The following is a 22863-nucleotide window of genomic DNA, read 5'->3' on the forward strand; positions in this document are numbered from 1 at the left end:
GGCCGCCGCAGCCGCGACGACGACTCCACCCCGGCGCCGCGCCGGGCCGCGAGCCTCGACGATGCCGGCGAGGCACCCGGCGGCCGGCGGGCGGCCCGCGCCGCCGACCCCGACCCGGCCGAGACCCCGCTGCGCCCCGGCGACGTGCACGAGACCTCGATCACCTTCTGGGACGAGCCCGCGAGCGAGCAGTTCCGCGCCGAGTGGCACGAGATCAAGGCGCAGTTCGTCGACGACCCGGTTGCCGCGCTGACCAGGGCTCACGACCTGCTCACCGAGGCCGTGCACGAGTTGACCGAGTCGATGCTGGCGGAGCGCGACGATCTCGACCCGCTGCGCGACACCCCGACGCCCGACACCGAGAGCATGCGCATGGCGATGCGCGGCTACCGCGAGTTCCTGGACCGCATCCTCGCCCTCTAACGCCTCGTAACCGCACGGAAGCCGCGATTCCCCGCTCGGGGAGCGCGGCTTCCGTCGTTTCCGGACGCCGCATCGCCGATTGCCGATTGCCTTGCGCGCGTAATTCATCTAGCGTTGAAATCATCATTCGTTGAGTTCATGGAAGGAGGCGGGATGACCAGCGCTATAGAGGTCGACGACCTCGTGGTCGAGCGGGGCAGACGCCGGGTGCTGCACGGGATCAGTTGCTCGATTCCGGCCGGCAGCGTCGTCGGCCTGCTCGGCCCCAGCGGCAGCGGCAAGACGACGCTCATCCGGGCGATCGTCGGCGTGCAGATCGTGAAGTCGGGCACGGTCACCGTGCTCGGCGAGCCGGCCGGGTCGGCCGCCCTGCGGCGCACGGTCGGCTATGTGACACAGGCGCCCAGCGTCTACGCCGACCTCACGGTCCGGGAGAACGCGCGGTACTTCGCGTCCCTCTACGGCCTCTCCGCGGCCGACGCGGACCGGGCGATCGCGGACGTCGGCCTGGCCGACGCGGCCGGGCAACTGGTCGGCAACCTCTCCGGCGGCCAGCGCAGCCGCGCCTCACTCGGCTGCGCGATGATCGGCAAGCCCCGGCTGCTGGTGCTCGACGAGCCCACCGTCGGCCAGGACCCGGTGCTGCGCGCCGACCTGTGGGGCAGGTTCCACGCCCTCGCCGACGAGGGCACCACCCTGCTGGTCTCCAGCCACGTCATGGACGAGGCCGGGCGGTGCGACCGGCTGCTGCTGATCCGCGAGGGCCGGCTGATCGGCGACGACTCCCCCGCCGCGATCCGCACCGCGGCGGGCACCGACGACCTGGAGGCGGCCTTCCTCCACTTGATCCACAACACCGAGCAGGTAGCGGCATGAGTGACTGCACCGAGCGCAGCGAGGGCCAGGAACGCATGCCGAAGGAGGCACCGCATGAGTGACTGCACCGAGCGCAGCGAGGGCCAGGAGCGCATGCCGAGGGGAGGCACCGCATGAGTCTTCGGATCACGTTCTCCACGGCCGCGCGCATCCTGCGGCAGCTGCGCCACGATCGGCGCACCGTCGGCCTGCTGGTCGCGGTCCCGGCCGTCCTGCTCACCCTGCTCTACTACATGTTCGACAACGCGGGCGGCACCTTCGACCGGATCGCCCTGGTCATGCTCGGCGTCTTCCCGTTCGTGATCATGTTCCTGGTGACCAGCATCGCGATGCTGCGCGAACGCACCTCCGGCACGCTGGAGCGGCTGCTCACCACCCCGCTCGGCAAGCTGGACCTGCTCTTCGGCTACGGGCTCGCGTTCGGGCTCGCCGCGGCGGTGCAGGCCACGGTCGCGGTCGCGGCGGCGTACCTGCTGCTCGGGCTCGACACGGTCGGCAACGCCGGGCTGGTCGTGCTGATCGCGGTGGTCAACGCCGTGCTGGGGGTGGCGCTCGGGCTGTTCTGCAGCGCCTTCGCGCGCACCGAGTTCCAGGCCGTACAGTTCCTACCGGTGGTGGTCATTCCCCAGCTGCTGCTCTGCGGGCTGTTCGTGCCGCGGGCTCAGATGGCGGGCTGGCTGCAGGCGGTCGCCGACGTGCTGCCGCTGTCGTATGCGGTCGAGGCGCTGGCCCAGGTCGGTGCGCACCCGGACCCCACCACGACAATGTGGCGCGGCCTCACGGTCGTGGCCGGCGCGGCCGTCGTCGCGCTGGTCCTGGCCGCGGCGACGCTCCGGCGTCGCACCCCCTGATCGAGGAGCATTTTTGGTACGGCGCAGCGGGCGGCGTCCGGGAAACCAGGACACCAAGCAGTCCATCCTGGAATCCGCCCGCAGGGTCTTCGCGGAGCGGGGTTTCGACAAGGCCTCGATCCGGGCGATCGCCGGCGAGGCGCAGGTCGACCCCGCCCTGGTGCACCACTACTTCGGCACCAAGGAAAAGCTCTTCCTGGCAAGCATGAACTCGCCGATCGACCCGGCCGCGGTCATCCCGGAGGCGATGGCCGGGCCGAGCGAGGAGGCCGGCGAGCGGCTGGTGCGGCTGGTCCTCGGCATCTGGGACTCGCCGTCCGGCGCCGCCGCGGTCGCCCTGTTCCGTTCCGCACTGAGCAACGAGTGGACCGCGCGGCTGATGCGCGAGTTCGTGGTCACCCAGGTGCTGCGCCGCGCGATCGCCGAGCTCGGCATCGACGAGGCGGAGGCACCGACCCGGGCGGCCCTGGTCGCGACCCAGATCGGCGGGCTCGCGGTGGTCCGCTACGTGCTCAAGGTCGAACCCGTGGCGTCCGCGCCGACCGAGCAGCTGGTCGCCGCGATCGCCCCGACCGTGCAGCGCTACCTGACGGGTGACCTGCCGGGAGTCTTCGACACTCCTTAGGCCGCCTCGTGCGCGCCGGCGCAGCGGTGGCACAGCACCGGGTGCAGCAGGTGGGCCAGGTCGTGCCGGTCGGCCACCGGGCGCGGGAAGGACAGCCGGGCGAGCCGGGCGCCGAGGCGGACCACGAAGCCGTACCGGTCCAGGCGCACCACCCGGGGCTCGTCGCCGGCGTGGGCGGCCGGGCCCAACCGGCGGCGCAGGTAGTCGGCCATCTCGTCGACGTGGTGGTCGGCGAGGTCGGCGATCAGGTCGAACTCGATCGCCCGCAGCGGGTCCGGGGTGGCCAGCGCGTAGTCGTCGGGGTCGACGTCGACAAGCACGCCGTTGCGCTCGTAGCGCACCTCGGCCACGTCCATCCGGTGCAGGACCTGTGAGTCTCCGACGTCGAGCAGGTCGGACGCCGGGTCGGTGTCGGCGTAGTCGAGCGCGGCCGCGCGGGCCTCGTCGCCGGTGAGGGCGACGGCCCAGCCGGCGATCCAGACCCGGCCCAGCGACGGCGCGCCGGCGACCGGCGGCAGGTCACCGATGTCGAGCACGAGCGCGGTGTCGTCGACGCCCTTCTGCGGCCGCAGCGCGGTGGTCAGCGCGCCGTTGCTGGGCGCGAGGAGCAGCATCCGCCCCTGGCTGTCGGTCACGTGCCGCACCGGGTACGGGCCCTGCCGGCACGCGATGTGCGCGGTGGCGGGCAGGTGGCCGGCGGCGAGAGTGCGGGCGACCTCGGCGTGGGTGGGCTGCATGTCGGGTACCTCCGGGCACCAGTTAGGCTTGCCTTAGTAAGGTGAGGCTAACCATATAGCATCCCGAAAACGAAGTGAGATCGCCCGTGAACAACTCCCGACCCAAGGCCCGGCTGTCGAGGGCTCTCGGAATTCCACTCACGCGTAAGTGCGTCAAGTACTTCGAGCGGCGGCCGTTCCCGCCCGGCGTGCACGGCAGGGGGCGGCGCAAGGCCTCGGACTACCAGGTCCGGTTGCTCGAGAAGCAGCGGCTGCGCCACCAATACAACATCAGCGAGGCCCAGATGCGCCGGGCGTACGACGACGCGCACCGCAAGGAGGGCAAGACCGGCGAGAACATGGTCCAGCTGCTGGAGAGCCGCCTCGACGCCACCGTGCAGCGCGCCGGCCTGGCCCGCACGATCTACCAGGCCCGTCAGCTCGTCGCGCACGGCCACTTCACCGTCGACGGCAGGAAGGTCGACCGTCCGTCCTACCGGCTCAAGCCCGGTCAGGTCGTCGAGGTCCGGGAGAGCAGCCGGCAGAAGCCGCCGTTCCAGGTCGCGGCGACCGGCGCCCACCTCGACGGCCCGACGGCGCCGTATCTGTCCACCGTCGTCGAGGAGCTGCGCACCACGGTGATCCGCACGCCGCTGCGCTCCGAGGTCCCCGTCGTCTGCGACGAGCAGCTGGTCGTCGAGTTCTACGCGAGGTAATTCCTCACCTGGTCTGTTCGAGCCAGGAGGCGTAGAGCTTGGCGTAGATCGAGTCCTCGTCCAGCAGGAGCGTGGCGTGCGGGCCGCGTTGCACGACGCGGCCCGCGTCCACCACGATCACCTCGTCGGCGGACTGCGCGGTGGAGAGCCGGTGTGCGATCGCCACCGTGGTCCGGCCCCGGGTGACGGTCTCCAGGGCCCGCTGCAGGCGCACCTCGGTGGCCGGGTCGACCGCGCTCGTCGCCTCGTCCAGCACCAGCAGGTCGGGATCGGCGACGTACGCCCGTACCAGCGCGACGAGCTGGCGCTCCCCCACGCTGAGCGACTCGCCGCGCTCGCCGACCGGGGTCTGCAGGCCCTGCGGCAGGCCGGCCAGCCAGTCCGCGAGGCCGAGCCCGGCGAAGGCCAGCTCGAGATCGTCGTCGGTCAGCGACGGGTCCGCGAAGCGGACGTTCTCCGCCACTGTCGCGTCGAAGAGGAAGCCGTCCTGCGGGACCATCACCACCCGCGAACGCAGCGACGCGAACCGCACCGAGGTCAGCGGCGTGCCAGAGAGCAGCACCTCGCCGAGCGCCGGGTCCATCAGGCGGGTGAGCAGCTTCGCGAACGTGGTCTTTCCGCTGCCGGTCTCGCCGACCACGGCGACCTTGGTCCGCGCCGCGATCTCGAGGTCGACGTCGGCGAGCACGACCGGGCCGCCAGGATAGCGGTAGGAGACGCCGTCGAAGCGCACGGACAGCGGCCCCGGCGGCAGCGGCACGCCCAGCGCGTCGGGGTCGGCCACGTCGGGCTCGATGTCGAGCACGTCGAGCACCCGGCGCCAGCCCGCCACCGCGTTCTGCGCCTCGTTGAGCACCTCGGTGGCGATCTGCACCGGCTGGATGAAGAGCGTCACCAGGAACAGGAACGCGGTCAGCTCGCCGACGGTCAGGCCGCCGTCGACGCCGAACAGCACGCCGACGATCACCACCGCGGCCAGCGCCACCCCCGCCGCGATCTCGCCGGTGGAGAAGCTGATCACGCTGGTCCGCAGCGCCTTCTGCTGCGCGACCCGCAGGCTGCCGATCGACGTGTCCAGGCGCTTCTCGGTGCGCCCGGCCACGCCGTACGCCCGGATGACGGTGGCGCCGACGACGCTCTCGGCGACCGCGCCGAGCATCGTGCCGGTGCGCTCGCGCACGATCCGGTAGACGCCCGCGAGCCGCTTCTGAAACAGCCGGATGACGATCACGGCCGGCAGGAACGCGGCGAACACCACCAGCGCGAGCTGCCACGAGTAGACCATCATGACGACGGTCGTCACCACCAGCTGACCCGAGCTGAGCAGCAGCATCACGCCGCCGGTCTGCAGGAACTGGGTGATCTGGTCGACGTCGCCGGTGACCCGGGAGACCAGCGATCCGCGCCGCTCGGACTGCTGGTGCAGCATCGACAGGTCGTGGATGTGCCGGAAGGTGCGGGCGCGCAGCGCGGCCAGGGCGGTCTCGCTGACGGTGAAGAGCCGGCGCGTCATCGCGTAGCCGCAGGCGGTGGAGACCACGAGGATCACCAGGGTGAGGCCGACGATCACGGCGACGATGCCGAGGTCCGGGCCGCCGGGGGCGCGGATGCCCCGGTCGATGCCCTGCTGGACGGCGATCGGCACGGCGACCCGGCCGGCCATCGAGAGCACCGCCAGGGCCAGCGTGCCGATCAGGCCGGGACGCAGCTCGGGCGAGAGCGCGACCCCCCGCCGCACGGTCGCGAACGTCCCCGGCTCAGGCCGCTCCAACACAGCGCTGCTCATGCCGCGCTCACCTTCGGCATGCGCTCCCGGCCCTCGCTTCGCTCGGTGCCGTCACTCATGCCGTCACGCTTTCGTCCTCGCGAGCGGCGTCGGCCTGCTCGTACGCGGTGACCAGGTTGAGATAGCCGGGCTCGGTGGCCAGCAGGTCGTGGTGGGTGCCGGTCGCGACGACCCGGCCGTTTTCCAGGTAGACCACCTCGTCGGCGAGCGCGATGGTGGCCCGCCGGTACGCGACGACCAGGATCGACGCGCCGGAGTCGTGGCCGCGCAGCGAGGCCAGGATGGCCGCCTCCACGCGCGGGTCGACCGCGCTGGTGGCGTCGTCGAGCACCAGCAGCCGCGGCCGCCCGGCGAGCGCGCGGGCCAGGGTGAGGCGCTGGCGCTGGCCGCCGGAGAGCGAGGTGCCGCGCTCACCGACCGCCGTCTCCAGGCCGTCCGGCAGCTTCTCGACGAAGCCCTCGGCCTGCGCCGTGCGCAGCGCCGACCAGACCGCGTCCTCGCCGACGCCGTCCCGGTCCAGGGTCACGTTGCCGCGCACGGTGTCGTCGAAGACGAACGGGACCTGGGGCACCAGCGCCGCCGTCCCCGCGAGCGCCGCCACGGTGAGCTCCGGCAGCGGGGTGCCGTCGGCGCAGACGGTCCCCCGGTCCGGGTCGACCAGCCGGACCGCGAGCGAGGCGATCGTCGACTTGCCGGCCCCGGTCGCGCCGACCAGCGCCACGGTGCGCCCGGCCGGGACGGTGAACGAGACGTCGTGCAGCACCTCGGCGCCTTCGCCGTACGAGAAGGAGACCCGGTCGAAGGTGAGCGCCGCCGGGCCGGTGCGCTCGGGCGCGGACGAGCCGTAGGCGAGGTCGCCCTGTGCGCCGAGCACCGCCTGGACCCGCTCCCAGCCCGCCACGCTGCGCGGCAGCTCGGCGACCACCCAGCCGATCGCGCGGATCGGGAAGGCCAGCACGGTGAAGAGGAAGGCGACGCTGACCAGCTCGGCGACGCTGATCGCGCCGGATTGCAGCCGCCAGGAGCCGAGCAGCAGCACGGCGAGGGTGCCGACGCTGGGCAGGCTGTCCATCAGCGGATCGAAGAGGCCGCGCAGCCGGCCGACCGAGATCAGCGCGTCGCGCAGCTCGGACACGTGCACCGAGAAGCGCCGCGACTCGTCGGCCTCGCGGCCCATGGTCTTGACCACCAGCGCGCCGTCGAAGCTCTCGTGGGCGACCGCGCTGACCCGGGCCCGCAGCTGCTGCGCGCGGATCTGCCGCGGCGACATGCGCCGGGAGTAGACCAGGTTGAGGCCGAACAGCGTCGGGAACAGGGCGACGCCGACCAGCGCGAGCACCCAGTCGGTGAAGAAGAGCGAGACGACCGCGGCCGCGATCATGACCACGGTGCCGACCGCGAACGGCAGCGGCGCGATCGGCACGAACGCCGCCTCGACGTCGGAGTTCGCGTTGGACAGCAGGGTGCCGGTGGCGTGCCGCTGGTGCCAGGAGGGCGGCAGGGCCAGGTAGCGGCGGGTGACCGCGCTGCGGTAGCGGGCCTGCAGCCGGAACTGCATGTAGCCGGCGCCGAGGCGGCGGCCGAAGATGCTCGCCACCCGCAGCACCGAGATGCCGATGAACACGGCGGCGATCAGGCCCAGCTCGGCGGCGCCGGCCCGGTGCTCGGCGAACGCCGGCACCACGACCCGGCCGATGACCGCGCCCACCACGTAGGCGTTGGCGATGACCAGCAGGCCGAACAGGCTGCTGCCGACCGTGCCGATGATGAAGAGTCGGGGTTCGGTGCGGATCGCCCGACCGAGCACGCGCAGGCCCCGGCCCAGCACGTCCCTGCTGGCCCTCTTGGTCAAATCCCCGCCCTGACGTAAGTCCGCGCCGACGGTTCCGGCCTTACCGATCCATCCTGCCGATCCGCACGCGAAACGCCACGGGTTTATATTGTGTCCACAATTACATCGGCGCGCAGCCCCGCCACTTGACGGATCTCCCGGGTCTTGACCGATGGCGACTTGGCTCCTCCAGACAGCAGCGAATTGGCCGGGACAAGGTTCCAATCGGACCCCTAGGTTGGGCGCATGACACCCACCGGGGGCCTGACCCGCGCACAAGGCACCGCGCTCAGCGTCGGCGCGGTCCTCGGCACCGGCGTCATCTCGATGCCCGCACTCGCCGCGTCCGTCGCCGGGCCCGCGTCGCTGCTGGCCTGGCTCGCCCTCATCCTGCTCTCCGCGCCCCTGGCCTGGACCTTCGCCGCGCTCGGCGGGCGCTACCCGGACGGCGGCGGCGTGTCGACGTACGTCCGGCTGGCGTTCGGGCCGCGGGCCGCCGCGGCCGTCGGCTGGTGTTTCTACTTCGCCGTGCCGCTGGGCGCCCCGCCCGCGACCGCGTTCGCGGGCGGCTACGTCGCCGACGTCCTCGGCGGCGGCCGGGCCACCGTGATCGGCACATTCGTCTTCGTCATGGCCGTGGTCTTCGTCATGAACTGGTTCGGCCTGCGGGTCTCCGGCCGGGCGCAGCTGTACCTCGCCGCGGCGCTGGCCGCCCTGCTGGTGATCACCGTGGTGGCGGCCCTGCCGCACGCCCGGCCGGCCAACCTGACCCCGTTCGCGCCGCACGGCTGGGCCGGGGTCGGCGCCGCGGCCGCGATGCTGGTCTGGGGCTTCGCCGGCTGGGAGGCGGTGTCGTCGCTCTCCGGCGAATACCGCGATCCCCGCCGCGACGTGCCCCGGGCCACCGCGGCGGCCGTGCTGATCGTCGGCGTGCTCTACCTCGCCGTCGCCGCGACCAGCGTGCTGGTGCTCGGCCCGGCGGCCGGCTCCAGCCCGGCGCCCCTGGCCGACCTGCTCGCCGTCGGCGTCGGGGGTCCGGTCCGGCCGCTCACCGCGATCGTCGCCGTGCTGCTCACCATCGGCGCCGTCAACGCGTACCTGGCCGGGGCGTCGCGGCTCGGCGTGGCGCTGACCCGCGACGGCGCGCTGCCGGCCGGGATGGTCGGCACCCCGCGCCGGTCGCTCGCCTTCATCACGCTCGCCAGCCTGGCATCGGTGCTGCTGCCGCTCGACCTGCGCACCGCGATGCTGCTGGTCACCGGGTGCTTCACCCTGGTCTACGTGCTCGGCACCGCGGCCGCGCTCAAACTGCTGCCGCCCGGCTGGTCCCGGCGGGGTGCCGGGGTCGCGTTCGCCGCGGTGCTCGCCCTGCTGGTGCTCAACGGGCCGCCCGCGCTGCTCAGCCTCGCGGTGGCGGCGGGCGCCGTGCTCTACGTCTCACTCAGGACGGCGCCGAAGATCGACAGCCCCTCGTCGAGCAGCGCCGGGTCTATCGCTCCGAAGCCGAACACGAATCCGGTCGAGTCGCTGCCGTAGGCGCCGAGGTCATTGACCGCCACGCCCCGGCGGGCCGCCGCGGCGACGACCTCGGCGGACCGGGCGCCCAGCGCCGTCACGTGCAGGCCCGCGGCGGACGGCACGACCTCGAGCCGGTCATGGGCGCCGAGCGCGGCGACGATGCGGGCGTGGCGGTCCGCGTACGCCTTGCCGGCCCGGCGCAGGTGCCGGGCCAGCTGGCCCTCGTCGATGAAGCGCGCGAGCGCGGCCTGCACCGCCACCTGGCCGTACCCGTCGCTGAGCTGCCGGGCCGCGACCAGCGCCTCCCGCAGCGCCGCCGGGGCCAGCACGAAACCGGTCCGCATGGCCGGGAGCATGGTCTTGGAGAAGGTGCCGACATACAGCACCCGGCCGACGGTATCCAGGCTGTACAGCGGCTCGAGCGGGCGCGCCGAGAAGCGGAACTCGCTGTCGTAGTCGTCCTCGACGATCGCCGCCTGCCGCCGCCGCGCCCAGTCCAGCAGGGCGTGGCGCCGCGCCAGGCTCATCGAGACGCCGAGCGGAAACTGATGCGACGGCGTCGCATAGACCACCCGCGCGGCGGCGGGCAGGGCGTCGACCACCAGGCCGTTGCCGTCCACGGGTACGCCGACCACGCGCGCGCCCAGCGAAGCGAACAGCCGCCGGGCAGGCGGGTATCCCGGCTCCTCGACGGCGACGACGTCGCCGGGGCGCAGCAGCACCCGGCCGATCAGGTCCAGCGCGTGCTGGGTGCCGTTGGTGACGAGCACGTCCGACTCGGCGGCCCGCACCGACCGGGAGTACCCGACGTAGCGGGCGATCGCCGCGCGCAGCGCGGGATGGCCGGACGGCTCGGCGTAGCCGCCGGGGTCGTTCGCCCGCAGCCGCAACTCCGCGGCGACGAGCCGCCGCCACGAATCGAACGGGAACAGCCGCGCGTCCGGGACACCGGTCCGGAAGTCGTATCGCGGTCGCGGCGCGCTCGCCGCCGTCGGCAGCGGGGTGAAGGTCCAGCCCGCCCGCGGGCGCAGCGGGTCGGCCGGTGCCCGCGGCGGCGCCGGTTCGTCCCGTACGGGTGCGACATACGTCCCCGCGCCGACCCGCGACACCAGGTAACCCTCGGCGACCAGCCGCTCGTACGCGGTCGCGACGCTGTTGCGCGCCAGCCCGAGGTCGGCGGCGAGCGCGCGGGTGGCGGGCAGCCGGTGCCCCACCGGCAGCCGGCCGTCCACGATGGCCGCCCGCAGGGCGCTGTAGACCCGCACCGTCTTCTCACCGGTGCCGTCGAGGCTGATGACCAGGTCCACGACGCTATTCTCGGGTGTCGGACACCCAGTTCGGGTCGCCGTGGTCGGAGCGCGGGCCGATCACCACGCCGGCCAGGTCGTCGAGCAGCTTGCGCTGTCCCGCGTCGAGGGACACGCCGAGGCTCGCCACGTTCTCGTCGACCCGCGCGGCGCGCCGGGTGCCGGGGATGGGCACGACCGGCAGGCCCAGCTCCTCGCCGCGGGCCCGCAGCCACGCGAGCGCGACCTGGGCCGGGGTCGCGCCGATCTCGGCGGCGACGCCCCGCACGCCCTCAACCACCGCCTGGTTGCGGTCGAACGCCTCGCCGGTGAAGCGGGTCAGCCCGGCACGCCAGTCCGCCGCGATCGCGGCCCGGTCCAGGGTCCCGGTGAGAAAGCCGCGGCCCAGCGGCGAGTACGGCACGAAACCCACGCCCAGCTCGGCGGCGGCGGGCACCACCGCGCGCTCGACGTCCCGGCTCCACAGCGACCACTCGCTCTGCACGGCGGCGATCGGATGCACCGCGCACGCCAGGCGCAGCTCCGCCGCGGTCACCTCGGAGAGCCCCAGGTGCCGGACCTTGCCGGCGCGGACCAGCTCCGCCATCGCGCCGACGGTCTCCTCGATCGGCACCGCCACCTGGCGCCGGTGCATGTAGTAGAGGTCGATGACGTCGGTGCCGAGCCGCCCGAGGCTGGCGTCGCACGCCTGCCGGACGTACGCGGCGTCGCCGCGGGTGGTCATGGTGCTCAGGTCGCCGTCGACCGTGGTGATGCCGAACTTGGTGGCGATGGTGACCTCGTCGCGGCGGTCGGCGAGCAGCCGGGCGATCAGCCGCTCGTTGCTGCCGGCGCCGTACAGGTCGGCGGTGTCGATGAAGGTCACCCCGGCATCGACGGCGTGGTGCAGGGTGGCGAGCGACTCGTCGTCCCGCGCCGGCCCGTAGACCTCGGCGAGGCCCATCGCCCCGTAGCCGAGCGCGCTCACGGTCAGTTTGTCGCCCAGTTCGATGCTGTGCACGATGTCTCCCGGGATAGGCCTTTCCCTACTCGTATCACCGGCGCGGGCGGCGGTGCCCGGTGACACTCGTCATAGCGCCGGCGCGATCGCCGCGCGGGCCCTCGGCGGCGACCGGGAAAACGCTTGCCGCCCGCCCGGCCGCTCTGCTGTCCTGTGTGGCATGCCGATGTTCCACTATCGCGGGCACTTCGGCCGGCGCCGGGCGGCGAGTCACGACGCCGGCCGCGACCCGGCGCCCGCCGTGGACTTCCTGGCCGGGCTGGCCGACGGCGGCCCGGTGCTGGAGCTGGCGATCGGCACCGGCCGGGTGGCGCTGCCGCTGGCCGCGCGCGGCCTCGCCGTCGAGGGGGTCGAGGGCTCGCCCGAGCTGGTGCAGAGGCTGCGCGCCAGGCCCGGCGGCGCGGACCTCCCGGTGGTCGTCGGCGACCTGGCCGACGTGGCCGTTCGCGGCCGGTTCCGGCTGGTCTACCTGATCTTCGACACGCTGTTCAACCTGGTCGACGCCGACCGGCAGGCGGACTGCCTCCGCAACGTCGCGCGGGTGCTCACCCCCGGCGGCGCGTTCGTCGTCGAGGCGTTCGTGCCGGATCTCGCCCGCTTCGAACGCGAGGAGCGCCAGGCCCGTATGCCGTCGGTGACCGAGGACTCCGCGGCGCCGCGGCTGCACCGGTACGACCGGGCCGCGCAGACGTTCATCCGGCAGACGCTGACGTACTCGGCGGGCGGCGTACGGCTGTGGCCGTTCGGCATGCACTACCTCTGGCCGGGGCAGATCGACCGGCTCGCGGAGCGGGCCGGCCTGCGGCTCGAGGCCCGCTACGCGGGCTGGCGCGGCGAGGTCTTCGACGCCGCCAGCACCGACCACGTCTCGGTGTACCGCAAACCGGGAGGCGGGAGCCCGGGCCGCGAGGCGCCGGGCTCCCGTGTCCCGTGAGGATCAGCTGCCGACGTAGAGGAGCCGGTTCGGCGAGCCGGTGCCGGGGCTGGTGACCACGCCGGACGTGGCCTTGTTGACCAGGTTGTCGCGCACCTGGGCCGGGGTCAGCGACGGGCTGACCGAGAGCACCAGCGCGGCCGCGCCCGCCACGTGCGGTGACGCCATCGACGTGCCGCTGATCGTGTTGGTTGCGCTGTCGGAGGAGTACCAGTCCGAGGTGATGGACGAGCCCGGCGCGAAGATGTCCAGGCAGGTGCCGTAGTTGGAGTACGACGCCTTGGCGTCGGTGCTCGTGGTGGCGCCGACGGTGATGGCCGAGGCGACCCGCGCCGGCGAGGAGTTGCAGGCGTTGGCGCTCGAGTTGCCCGCCGCGAGGGCGTAGGTGACGCCCGAGCTGATCGAGTTGGCGACCGCGTTGTCGAGTGTGGAACTGGCGCCGCCGCCGAGGCTCATGTTCGCCACCGCCGGCTTGACCGCGTTCTGGGTGACCCAGTTGACGCCGGCGATGACGCCCGCGGTGGTGCCGCTGCCGGAGCAGTTGAGCACCCGGACGCCGACGAGCTTGACCTGCTTCGCGACGCCGTAGGTGGCGCCGCCGACCGTGCCGGCGACGTGGGTGCCGTGGCCGTTGCAGTCCACGCCGCCCGAGCCGACCGCGTCGTAGCCGTAGCGCGCCCGGCCGCCGAAGTCACCGTGCGTGTACTTGATGCCGGTGTCGATGATGTACGCCGTCACATTGCTCGCCGTCGCCGTGTAGGTGTAAGTGGTGCTCAGCGGGCGCGCCCGCTGGTCGATGCGGTCGATGCCCCAGGTCGCGCCGGTCTGCGTGGTGAGCAGCGAGACCCGCTGGTTCTGCTCGACATAGGCGACGCTCGGATCGGCGGCGAGCCGCTTCGCGGCGGCCTCGCTCATGGTGGCCTCGAAGCCGTCGAGGGCGGCGCCGAACGTCCGCCGGACCTTCGCGCCGTAGCCACGGGCGAGCTCCGCCGACTTGTCGCCGACGGCGGCGACGCGGCTCGTCCTCGTCTTCACCGCGGCCGCCTTGAGCACCACGATGTAGCTGCCCGCGACCGCGTCGGCGGTCCCGGCGAGCCGGATCTGCCCGGTGGCCGGAGCCGCCGCCGCCGGGGCGATCGTCGCGGCGGTCGTCGTCGCCGCGACAAGCAGGGTGACGGCCAGGAACCGGCCGCTTCGTAGGGGTCGAATCGCCATGCTCTTCCTCTCTCGCGCCTGCCGGACCCCGATGTGTCCCGGGGCTCGTGGCCCGCGGAGAAATGGGACGACAATCGGTCCGCTGTGTACAGAGATTAGAGCCGAGATGTAGACGAGCCTCTATATCGAATGGGCCATATCGGCGATTGTTAACAATCTTGACCTTCGCGGGAACCGCTTCGGTGACGGCGTCGATCGGCTTCGCGGCACGTCCGCGCCACCCTGGGTGGGCCATCGCGGTCAGGGAGGGGCCCAGCGGGGGTTGTGCGCGAGCGGCCCGGCGGACGACCGATTTACGTCGACACTGTTAACGGCGAGCGGTGCACAAACGGCCGTATTTTCTGCGCGCCCTCAAAGATCGAGACCCTCGGCGCGCAGACTGCCGCGATCCGGCGGACCCGCGTCCCGTAACGGAGGCATCGACGCAGGTAGGATTGTTGCGTAGGTCACTTCGAGGCGATCGGAGATTGACCGGCGGGGTGCTCTGGCCCTCGCGGCCCGCTGGCAATACTCTTCGGTAACTCAGCTGTCACATGAATACACCCCCATAGACGCACAGAGGCGGCGCCCGATGACTCTCGAGGTTCCCTACCGGTCGATTCCGGACATGTTCCTGCAACGTGTGCGGGCGACCCCGAACAATCAGGCGTTCGCCGTACCGACCGCGGACGACACCGCGATCACCTGGCTCACCTGGTCCGAGATCGGCGAGCGCGCCTGCGCGATCGCCGCGGGCCTCGCCGGGCTCGGTGTCGGTCTCGAGGACCGGGTCGCCATCCTCAGCGGCACCCGGCTCGAGTGGGTCCTGGCGGACCTCGGCATCAACTGCGCCGGCGCGGCGACCACGACCGTCTACCCGACCACCGAGCCCGAGGACGCCGCATACATCGTGGCCGACTCGGGGTCGAAGATCCTGGTGGCGGAGAACCCCGAGCAGGCGTTGAAGCTCTCCGGGGCCGACACCGCGATCACGCACACCATCCTGATCGACGGGCTGGCCGATGCCGGCGCGACGCCGCCGCAGCTCACCCTCGCCGAGCTCGAGGAGCGCGGCCGCGCCGCGCTCGCCGAGCAGCCGGACCTGGTCGACCGCATCGTCGAGGGCATCGGCCCCGACAACCTGGCGACGCTGATCTACACCTCCGGCACCACCGGCCGGCCCAAGGGCGTTCAGCTGCTGCACCGCGGCTGGACCTGGGAGGGCGTCGCCCAGCTGGGCACCGGCCTGTTCACGTCGACCGACCTGCAGTACCTGTGGCTGCCGCTGTCGCACTCGTTCGGCAAGACGCTGGTCTGCGGAATAATCCACGTGGGCGTGCCGACCTACATCGACGGCCGCGTCGACAAGCTCGTCGCCATGCTGTCGGTGGTCAAGCCGACGCTGATGTGCGCGGCGCCCCGCATCTTCGAAAAGGTCTACAACAAGACGGTCACGACGGCGCTCGCCGCCGGCGGCGCCAAGGCGAAGATCTTCAGCTGGGCCGTCGGCATCGGCAAGGAGAAGGTCCGGCTCGAGCAGGCCGGCAAGCCGCTCGGCAGCGCGCTCAAGGCCAAGTACGCGGTCGCCGAGAAGCTCGTCTTCAGCAAGCTGCAGGAGCGCCTCGGCGGCCGGCTGCGCGTGCTGGTCTCCGGCTCCGCGCCGCTGAGCCCCGACATCGCGGAGTTCTTCGCGGCGGCGAACCTGCCGATCCGGGAGGGCTACGGCCTCACCGAGTCGTGCGCGGCCAACTTCGTCAACAAGATGGGCAAGCTCAAGCTCGGCACGGTCGGACAGGCCCTCGCCGACCTCGAGTGCCGCATCGACAGCGACGGCGAGATCCTGCTGCGCGGCGCCCCGGTCATGCGCGGCTACCACAACCTGCCCAAGGAGACGGAGGAGGCGTTCACCGAGGACGGCTTCTTCCGCACCGGCGACATCGGCGAAATCGACGCCGACGGCTTCCTCAAGATCACAGACCGGAAGAAGGACCTGGTCAAGACGTCGGGCGGCAAATACATCGCCCCGTCCGCGATCGAGGGCCAGTTCAAGGCGATCTGCCCCTACACCTCGCAGGTGGTCATCGTCGGCCAGGCCCGCAACTTCGTGACCATGCTGATCTCGCTCGACGAGGACGCGATCAAGAGCTGGGCCAACGGCGGGCCGCTGGCCAGCCACAGCTACGCGGAGATCCTGGCGGCCTCGGAGACACAGGCACTGGTCGCGGGCTACGTCGAGGAGCTCAACGGCAAGCTGAACCGGTGGGAGACGGTCAAGAAGTTCGCCATCCTGCCGCGCGACCTCACCATCGAGGACGGCGAGATCACCCCGTCGATGAAGATCAAGCGCCGCAGCGTGGAGACCAACTTCTCCGCCCAGATCGAGCAGATGTACGCGGGCAGCCTCGCCCAGTTGTAGGCACCCCCGCACTGCGTAACGAGCGCCGCGATCCCCTGATCGCGGCGCTCGTCCGCCTTTCGGGACCGGTTGCCTGCCGCGGGCCGGGTGCCCGTCAGGCGATGACGGCCGGCGTACGCCAGGCCGGGCGGGTGGCCCGGTCCAGATCGTGGCGCACGGACGCGATCCGGCGGATGGCCTCGGTGAGGTCGTCGGCGGCGAGCGTGAACGGCAGCCGCATGAACCGTTCGAGGGTGCCGTCGAGGCCGAAGCGCGGCCCGGGCGCGAGCCGCACCCCGACGTCCTCCGCCGCGCGGGCCAGCGCGCTGGAGATCGGGCCGTCGAGCTCGGCCCAGAGCGTCACCCCGCCGGCCGGCACCGTGAACCGCCACTCCGGCAGATGCTCCCCGAGCGCGGCGACGAGCGCGTCCCGGCGGAACGACAGCTGCGCGCGCCGGGCCGCGACGATCGTCTCCGCGTCGCGGAGCAGGTGCACGGCGACGAGTTGTTCGAGCACCGGGCTGGCCATGTCGACGCCGACCCGCAGGGCGGCCAGGCGCTGCACCAGCGGCGCCGACGCGCGCACCCAGCCGATCCGCAGGCCGCCCCAGTAGGCCTTGCTCATGCCGCCGATGGACACGACCCGCGAGTGCCGGTCGAAGAGGGCGACCGGCGGCGGCACCGGCGTGCCGTCCAGCGGCAGATCCACGAAGGACTCGTCGACGACGAGCTCGGTGCCGGCCGCGTGCGCCGTGGCCGCCAGCCGCTCGCGCAGCTCGACGGGCATCAGGTGGCCGGTCGGGTTGTGGAACTCGGGGATCACGTAGGCGAGGCGCGGCCGGGTCTGACGCAGGGCGCCCAGCAGCATCTCGCCGTCCCAGCCGTCGGCGGCGTCCAGCCCGTGCGTGCTGATCCGGGCCCGCCGCGCGGAGAGGGCGGCGAGGGCGTTGGGATAGGTCGGCGACTCCACCAGCACCGAGGCGCCGGCCGGGACGGACAGCCGCAGCACCAGGTCGAGCGCCTGCTGCGTGCCGCTGGTGATGAGGATCTGCTCCGGGCTGGTCGGCACGCCACGGCCGGAGTAACCGGCCGCGACCGTCTCGCGCAGCTCCATGAGGCCGATCGGGTGATAGCCCGCGCTGCCGAGAAAGCGCGGCAGCTCGTCGGCGGCGGCGCGGGCCGCGGGCACGAGCTCGACCGGCGCGGCCGAGGCCGCGACGCCCATGTCGATCATGTCCATGTCGTCGTCCGGCGTCCACAGGCCCGAGGAGGCGACCCGGTGCCCGTTCGGCAGGGTGGTCCAGCTGCCGGCACCGCGCCGGCTGGTGAGATGGCCGGTCTCCCGCAGCGACCGGTACGCGGCGGTGACCGTCGTCCGGCTGACCCCGAGCGACTCGGCGAGCTCGCGTTCGGCGGGCAGGCGCACGCCCAGCGGCAGCCGGCCGTCGGAGAGCAGCCCGCGGATGGCGCCGGCGAGCGCGGCATAGTCGGGGCTGCGATGCCGCCCCGGAAGCGAGTGCCACTGGCCCAGGAGGCGGGCCAATTGGCCTCCCCGAATGGATGTGGTCATGGCCACCTCCCCGAAATTGGCACTTCCGCGCCGTCCAATTGGCCTTCAGAGTGGCACTTATGAGCCGCATGAGCAACCTCGTCCCCGTCGGCTCCCGCCTCCCGCGCCGCACGACCCAGCTGTTCGCGGGCCTGATCCTCTACGGGATCAGCATGGCCTTCATGATGGAGAGCAGCCTCGGCCTGACGTCCTGGGACGTGTTCCACCAGGGCGTGTCGAAGGCCACCGGGCTGACCTTCGGCCAGGTGGTCATCCTGGCGGGCATCCCGATCCTGATGCTGTGGATCCCGCTGCGGCAGAAGCCCGGCTTCGGCACGATCGCGAACCTGGTACTGATCGGCCTCGTCGTCGACCCCGCGCTGGCCCTGCTGGCACCGGGCGAATCGATGGCGATGCGCGTCACGTACCTGCTGGTCGGCATCGCCCTGAACGGCGTGGCGACGGCGATGTACATCGGCGCCCGCTTCGGGCCCGGGCCGCGCGACGGGCTGATGACCGGGCTGGTGAACCGCTTTCCGCGGCTGTCGATCCGGCTGGTGCGCACCAGCATCGAACTTCTGGTGCTGGGGGTCGGCCTCATCCTGGGCGGCACGGTCGGCGTCGGCACCGTCGCGTACGCGCTGGCGATCGGGCCGCTGGTGCAGCTGTTCATGCCGATCTTCGCGACCGCGCCCAGGGAGCCGGCGCAGGACGCCGTGGCGGTGGACGCCGCGGAGGTGGCTCCGGTCCCGTCCACCTGATCCGCTCCCGTCCCGAACCGCCCAGTAATCGCCGCGGCAACCCGGCCGACCGAACCGCCGCTCCATCGCGGCGGCAACCCGGCCGGCCGAACCGCCGCTCAATCGCCGTGGCGGACTCGGCCGGCCGATCCGTCCAGATCGGAGCTCCGGGTATGGCACGGATCCCCCGCGAGGTCGGCCCGCTTCCGGCGATCCCGGTGGGGTGCGGGCGAAATGTCCGGGATGAGGACACGGCTTGGTGATCATCCAGACACATTTGCTTTCCGGTTCGACGGCCGCACGGCATCATGTCGACATGGGGGCTGGCGATTGGCATTGGAACGATGCTTGGATCTTCGTGTCGACAGTCATCGCCGAGCGCCTCGAGCGTGACCGGGCGCTCCACGCGGCGCTGCCGGTAACCGGGGCGAGCCTCGCGGACGTGCTCGCGGCGGCCGACTTCCTGCACCACAGCGTGCCCAGCCGCGCCGAGCTGGAGGATTCCATCCGCCGGCTGGTCGGCGCCGGCCTGCTCACCGTCGACGACGACCTCATCGAGGTGGCCTCCGCGGGCGAGCAACTGTGGCGCACCCGGCCGTTCAGCGGCCTGTCCTCGGCCGTGGTGACCTTGCAGGCCCAGCTGAACCGGGCCGCGACCCCGGGCGAATCGGACTGGTCGCTCGATGAGCAGACCTACAACGCCGCGGTCCGCGAGTATTCGCTCCGGCTCGCCGACGGCCGCTGACCCGGCAGACGCTCCACCGACCGCCGGGTGGCGGGTGGCCTGTTCGCGCAGCCCGTCCGCGCGACACGACCCGAGCCCCGACCCGAACGTCTGGAGCGCCCCGGCGTGCACGGTGCCGCCGACCCGTCGCCGAAACCGCCGCACGGGCACGGCCGACCCTCGCGGGACCTAGCGCCCGAGCAGCGCCGCACCAGACCCTGCCGGACCCACCACGCCTGCACCGCCGCACCTGGTCCCGCGAGGCCTACCGCCCGAGCAACGCCGCGCCGATGGGCGCGGGCGGTGCCGTCAGCGGACCGGGTTGCCCGCGTCGCGCAGCCGCTGCTTGACCTCGCCGATCGTCAGGTCTCCGAAGTGGAAGACGCTCGCGGCAAGCACGGCGTCGGCGCCGGCCGCGACCGCCGGCGGAAAATGATCCACCTCGCCGGCGCCGCCGCTCGCGATCACCGGGATGTCGACCACCGCGCGCACGGCGGCGATCAGATCCAGGTCGAACCCGGCCTTGGTGCCGTCGGCGTCCATCGAGTTGAGCAGGATCTCGCCGGCGCCCAGCTCGGCCACCCGCCGCGCCCACTCGACGGCGTCCAGGCCGGCGCTGCGGCGGCCGCCGTGCGTGGTCACCTCCCAGCCGCTCGGGTGCTCCGGGGACGGCCCGGACGCGACCCGCCGAACGTCAAGCGAGAGCACCAGCACCTGATTGCCGAACCGGTCGGCGATCTCCGCGATCAGCTCGGGCCGGTTGATCGCCGCGGTGTTGACACCGACCTTGTCGGCGCCGGCGCGCAGCAGCGTGTCGACGTTTTCCACCGAACGCACGCCGCCGCCGACGGTCAGCGGGATGAACACCGACTCGGCGGTGCGCCGGACCACGTCGAGCATGGTCCCGCGGTCGTCCGAGGAGGCGGTCACGTCGAGGAAGGTCAGCTCGTCCGCGCCGGCGGCGTCGTAGGCGGCGGCCAGCTCGACCGGATCTCCCGCGTCCCGCAGATCGACGAAGTTGACGCCCTTGACCACTCGCCCCGCGTCAACGTCAAGACAGGGAATCACCCGCACAGCCACCGTCATGTCCCAACCCTATCGAGCCGCACGTCAGCGAGCGCGCGGATATCCACAGGCCGGAACGCGACGCCGCCGGACACCAGGAGTCTCATCGGCACGCCGGCCATGACCGCCTGCACTCCGAACTCCCCCACCGCAACCGGCCCTCACGGCGGGCGGAACCATCCCTGCCCGCGCGGCGTGAGACCTCGACAGCCCGGCCCGCGGCTGCACGAGACGCGGCAGCGCAACCGCAGTGCCCTGACCACTCGGGCGCGCCTCCCTATGGAAGGGTGGCCGCATGCTGGGCGGACGGTCGGAGAACCCGGAACTCTGGGCCTTCCTGCAATCGCTGCACCCTGGCGAGATCCTTTCCGGCACCGTCACCGCGATCGAGCGGTTCGGCGTGTTCGTGGCGCTGGACGACGGCCCGGACCACCCGATCTTCCCGGGCGTCGGGTTCATCACGCTCCCCGAACTGTCCTGGCGGACCGGCGGCGAACCCGCCGACGACGTGGTGCGGGTCGGGCAGCGCATCTCCGCCGAGTTCCTGCAGTTCGACACGCACAACCTGGAGGCGAGGCTGTCGCTGCGGGCGATGTGGCCGGACCCCTTCCAGGCGTTCGCCGACCGCACGGCGGTGGGGCAGGAACTGCACGGACGGGTCACCGCGCTGATCTCGTTCGGCGTCTTCGTCGAGGTCGCCGACGGGATCGAGGGACTGCTCCACCGGCAAGAGCTCACATCGACGCCCGCGGAAAGGCCACCTGACGTCGACAGGACCGACGGACCCGCCCACCACCACAAGCACACACCGACGCCCACGCAAGAGCCCCCAGACGTCGACAAGACCGACGGACCCGCCCACCACCACAAGCACACACCGACGCCCACGCAAGAGCCGCCAGACATCGACAAGACCGACGGACCCGCCCACCACCACGAGCTCACGCCGGCGCCCACGGCAGGGCCGCCGGACGGCTTCCAGGTCGGCGACGAGGTCGCGGTCGTCGTCCTGGACGTCGATCGGGAGCGGCGGAGGCTGTCGCTGACGCTCCCCGCCTAGCGCGTCAGGCCCCGGATGCGTTCCGCCTGGGCGAGTCGCAGGGCTATGCCGCGGTGGAGAAGGCCGGTGATCAGCTCGAGCTCGGCGGCCGAACAGCCGGCCAGTTCGCGACGCCCGCCTTTTCGATCGGGCCGTAGACGCGTTCGATCAGGCCCACCGCGTCCCGGCGTGGGGGCGACGACGGCCCGCCCGCGGTCGGCGGCGTCCACCGCACGGGTGAGGTGGCCCGCCGCGACCAGCCGCTGGACGGCCTGATCGCGGCCGGGCTGAGCTTGGCGGCGCCGGCAAGTGCCGCGGCCGACATCGTGCCGGCCTCGATGACCAGCCCGAGGGGAACCGCGACGCCCACGCCAGACCGCGACGATCCGCGCGCGACCTCAGGCCGGGATGATCCGTGGGCGGCCGCCCACGTACGCCTCGACCTCGATCTCCATCAGGTGCTCGGGGTCCAGCAGCCCGGCCACCACCACCAGCGTCGACACGGGCCGCACCTCGCCGAAGACCTCGCCGTGCGCCCCCGCCACCGCGTCCGCGTGCGCCGCGTCCGTGATGTACATCCGGGTCCGGATGACGTCCGCGAGGCCCGCGCCCGCCCCCGCGAGGGCGTCGAGCGCGATCCCGATCGCCGTCAGCGCCTGCGCGCGCGGATCACCGACTCCGGTCACCGCGCCGTCGACGGTCGCCGTGCACCCGGCCGTGATCAGCAGGTCGCCGGCCCGGACCACGCGGGAGTAGCCGTACCGGGCCTCCCAGGGGCCGCCGGACCCGAAGCGCTCGATCTCGGTCATGCCCGCGCCAGCACCTCGATCGCCTCCGCCACCGTGAACGCGCCCGCGTAGAGCGCCTTGCCCGCGATCACGCCCTCCACCCCGAGGTGTTCCAGGGTCGCGAGCGCGCGCAGGTCGTCCAGCTTGGACACGCCGCCGCTGGCGATCACGGGCTTGTCGGTGCGGTCGCAGACCTCCCGCAGCAGGTCCAGGTTCGGGCCGCGCATCGTGCCGTCCTTGGTGATGTCGGTGACCACATATCGTGCGGCGCCGGCCTTGTCGAGGCGCTCCAGCACCTCGAACAGGTCGCCGCCGTCGCGGGTCCAGCCGCGGGCCGCCAGGGTGCGGCCGCGCACGTCGAGGCCGATCGCCACCCGGTCGCCGTACTCGCCGCAGATCCGGTCGCACCACTGCGGGTCCTCGAGGGCCGCGGTGCCGATGTTGACCCGGGCGGCGCCGGTGGCGAGCGCGGCGCGCAGGGACGCGTCGTCGCGGATGCCGCCGGAGAGTTCGACCTTCACGTCGAGGCGGCCGACCACCTCGGCGAGCAGCGCGGCGTTGGAGCCCCGGCCGAACGCCGCGTCGAGGTCGACGAGGTGCACCCAGTCTGCGCCGTCGTTCTGCCAGGCGAGGGCGGCCTCGAGCGGGTCGCCGTAGCTGGTCTCCGAGCCCGCGGCGCCCTGTACGAGGCGGACCGCCTGGCCGTCGGCGACATCAACCGCGGGCAGCAGCGTCAGGGTCACGAGGAAGCTCCTATCAGAATTCAACGAGCGAACGGAACGAGGG

Annotated in this window: 21 protein-coding genes and 1 pseudogene; 11 read left to right on the forward strand and 11 right to left on the reverse strand. The window is 72.6% G+C overall.

Annotation, left to right across the window (positions count from 1 at the left end):
• From AB0F10_RS16785 to AB0F10_RS16800, 4 genes and pseudogenes are all read left to right on the forward strand, one after another.
• Nucleotides 1–423 (forward strand): annotated as a pseudogene (locus tag AB0F10_RS16785) (hypothetical protein); the annotation flags it as partial.
• A 153-nt stretch (nt 424–576) separates the two neighbouring features.
• Nucleotides 577–1299, forward strand: a complete 723-nt coding sequence (locus tag AB0F10_RS16790; RefSeq protein WP_360624934.1) for an ABC transporter ATP-binding protein — start codon at nt 577–579, stop codon at nt 1297–1299.
• A gap of 113 nt (nt 1300–1412) precedes the next feature.
• Nucleotides 1413–2150: an ABC transporter permease gene (locus AB0F10_RS16795; protein ID WP_360624936.1), complete on the forward strand. Its 738-nt coding sequence runs from the start codon at nt 1413–1415 to the stop codon at nt 2148–2150.
• 13 nt (nt 2151–2163) lie between these two features.
• A complete protein-coding gene (locus tag AB0F10_RS16800; protein ID WP_360624938.1) occupies nt 2164–2775 on the forward strand; it encodes a TetR family transcriptional regulator in 612 nt (203 codons plus the stop codon).
• Here the strand turns inward: AB0F10_RS16800 and AB0F10_RS16805 are convergent.
• Nucleotides 2772–3512 carry a DUF2470 domain-containing protein gene (locus AB0F10_RS16805; RefSeq protein ID WP_360624941.1) on the reverse strand — a complete coding sequence of 247 codons (741 nt, stop codon included), beginning with the start codon at nt 3510–3512 and terminating at the stop codon, nt 2772–2774. The genes AB0F10_RS16800 and AB0F10_RS16805 overlap by 4 nt on opposite strands.
• A gap of 86 nt (nt 3513–3598) precedes the next feature.
• Between AB0F10_RS16805 and rpsD the strand changes: the two genes are divergently transcribed.
• Nucleotides 3599–4207 (forward strand): 30S ribosomal protein S4, encoded by a 609-nt coding sequence (gene rpsD, locus AB0F10_RS16810; protein WP_360624944.1) that lies wholly within the window; start codon nt 3599–3601, stop codon nt 4205–4207.
• 4 nt (nt 4208–4211) lie between these two features.
• Here rpsD and AB0F10_RS16815 read toward each other — a convergent pair whose 3' ends face one another.
• Together AB0F10_RS16815 and AB0F10_RS16820 are read right to left on the reverse strand one after the other, a co-directional pair.
• On the reverse strand, nt 4212–5993 hold the full coding sequence (locus AB0F10_RS16815; RefSeq protein WP_360624947.1) for an ABC transporter ATP-binding protein: 1782 nt from the start codon (nt 5991–5993) through the stop codon (nt 4212–4214).
• Between the two features lie 55 nt (nt 5994–6048).
• Nucleotides 6049–7821: an ABC transporter ATP-binding protein gene (locus AB0F10_RS16820; protein WP_360625052.1), complete on the reverse strand. Its 1773-nt coding sequence runs from the start codon at nt 7819–7821 to the stop codon at nt 6049–6051.
• A gap of 249 nt (nt 7822–8070) precedes the next feature.
• Here AB0F10_RS16820 and AB0F10_RS16825 point away from each other — a divergent pair, with 249 nt between their 5' ends.
• On the forward strand, nt 8071–9360 hold the full coding sequence (locus tag AB0F10_RS16825; protein ID WP_360624949.1) for an amino acid permease: 1290 nt from the start codon (nt 8071–8073) through the stop codon (nt 9358–9360).
• On the opposite strand, the gene AB0F10_RS16830 is transcribed toward AB0F10_RS16825, so the two are convergent.
• Complete coding sequence (locus AB0F10_RS16830) at nt 9255–10649, reverse strand: PLP-dependent aminotransferase family protein (RefSeq protein ID WP_360624952.1); 1395 nt, start codon at nt 10647–10649, stop codon at nt 9255–9257. The two genes, AB0F10_RS16825 and AB0F10_RS16830, sit on opposite strands and share 106 nt — an antisense overlap.
• A 4-nt stretch (nt 10650–10653) precedes the next feature.
• Nucleotides 10654–11649 (reverse strand): aldo/keto reductase, encoded by a 996-nt coding sequence (locus AB0F10_RS16835; protein ID WP_360624954.1) that lies wholly within the window; start codon nt 11647–11649, stop codon nt 10654–10656.
• Nucleotides 11650–11809: 160 nt separating this feature from the next.
• On the opposite strand from AB0F10_RS16835, the gene AB0F10_RS16840 reads away from it, so the two are divergent.
• Nucleotides 11810–12583 (forward strand): class I SAM-dependent methyltransferase, encoded by a 774-nt coding sequence (locus AB0F10_RS16840; RefSeq protein WP_360624957.1) that lies wholly within the window; start codon nt 11810–11812, stop codon nt 12581–12583.
• A gap of 3 nt (nt 12584–12586) precedes the next feature.
• Here AB0F10_RS16840 and AB0F10_RS16845 read toward each other — a convergent pair whose 3' ends face one another.
• Nucleotides 12587–13798, reverse strand: coding sequence for a S8 family peptidase (locus AB0F10_RS16845; RefSeq protein ID WP_360624960.1), 1212 nt, complete (start codon nt 13796–13798; stop codon nt 12587–12589).
• 571 nt (nt 13799–14369) lie between these two features.
• Between AB0F10_RS16845 and AB0F10_RS16850 the strand changes: the two genes are divergently transcribed.
• Nucleotides 14370–16193, forward strand: a complete 1824-nt coding sequence (locus tag AB0F10_RS16850) for a long-chain fatty acid--CoA ligase (RefSeq protein ID WP_360624963.1) — start codon at nt 14370–14372, stop codon at nt 16191–16193.
• Nucleotides 16194–16287: 94 nt separating this feature from the next.
• On the opposite strand, the gene AB0F10_RS16855 is transcribed toward AB0F10_RS16850, so the two are convergent.
• Nucleotides 16288–17742 carry a PLP-dependent aminotransferase family protein gene (locus AB0F10_RS16855; RefSeq protein WP_360624966.1) on the reverse strand — a complete coding sequence of 485 codons (1455 nt, stop codon included), beginning with the start codon at nt 17740–17742 and terminating at the stop codon, nt 16288–16290.
• A 59-nt stretch (nt 17743–17801) separates the two neighbouring features.
• On the opposite strand from AB0F10_RS16855, the gene AB0F10_RS16860 reads away from it, so the two are divergent.
• Together AB0F10_RS16860 and AB0F10_RS16865 are read left to right on the forward strand one after the other, a co-directional pair.
• Nucleotides 17802–18482, forward strand: coding sequence for a hypothetical protein (locus AB0F10_RS16860; RefSeq protein WP_360624969.1), 681 nt, complete (start codon nt 17802–17804; stop codon nt 18480–18482).
• 295 nt (nt 18483–18777) lie between these two features.
• Nucleotides 18778–19206 carry a hypothetical protein gene (locus AB0F10_RS16865; protein ID WP_360624972.1) on the forward strand — a complete coding sequence of 143 codons (429 nt, stop codon included), beginning with the start codon at nt 18778–18780 and terminating at the stop codon, nt 19204–19206.
• Between the two features lie 288 nt (nt 19207–19494).
• On the opposite strand, the gene hisF is transcribed toward AB0F10_RS16865, so the two are convergent.
• Nucleotides 19495–20271, reverse strand: coding sequence for an imidazole glycerol phosphate synthase subunit HisF (gene hisF / locus AB0F10_RS16870; RefSeq protein ID WP_360624975.1), 777 nt, complete (start codon nt 20269–20271; stop codon nt 19495–19497).
• A 274-nt stretch (nt 20272–20545) separates the two neighbouring features.
• On the opposite strand from hisF, the gene AB0F10_RS16875 reads away from it, so the two are divergent.
• A complete protein-coding gene (locus AB0F10_RS16875) occupies nt 20546–21310 on the forward strand; it encodes a S1 RNA-binding domain-containing protein (protein ID WP_360624978.1) in 765 nt (254 codons plus the stop codon).
• A 70-nt stretch (nt 21311–21380) separates the two neighbouring features.
• Here AB0F10_RS16875 and AB0F10_RS16880 read toward each other — a convergent pair whose 3' ends face one another.
• The 3 genes from AB0F10_RS16880 to priA are packed head-to-tail and all read right to left on the reverse strand — an operon-like array spanning nt 21381 to nt 22820.
• Complete coding sequence (locus AB0F10_RS16880; RefSeq protein WP_360624980.1) at nt 21381–21659, reverse strand: hypothetical protein; 279 nt, start codon at nt 21657–21659, stop codon at nt 21381–21383.
• A gap of 28 nt (nt 21660–21687) precedes the next feature.
• The gene (locus AB0F10_RS16885) at nt 21688–22098 is read right to left on the reverse strand and encodes a Rid family hydrolase (protein ID WP_360624983.1); all 411 of its coding nucleotides are present in this window, start codon (nt 22096–22098) and stop codon (nt 21688–21690) included.
• The gene (priA, locus tag AB0F10_RS16890; RefSeq protein WP_360624986.1) at nt 22095–22820 is read right to left on the reverse strand and encodes a bifunctional 1-(5-phosphoribosyl)-5-((5-phosphoribosylamino)methylideneamino)imidazole-4-carboxamide isomerase/phosphoribosylanthranilate isomerase PriA; all 726 of its coding nucleotides are present in this window, start codon (nt 22818–22820) and stop codon (nt 22095–22097) included. Before priA ends, AB0F10_RS16885 begins: the two co-directional genes overlap by 4 nt.
• Nucleotides 22821–22863 lie beyond the last annotated feature (43 nt).

The organism is Actinoplanes sp. NPDC026623 (genome assembly GCF_040638275.1).
Classification (GTDB): Bacteria; Actinomycetota; Actinomycetes; order Mycobacteriales; family Micromonosporaceae; genus Actinoplanes.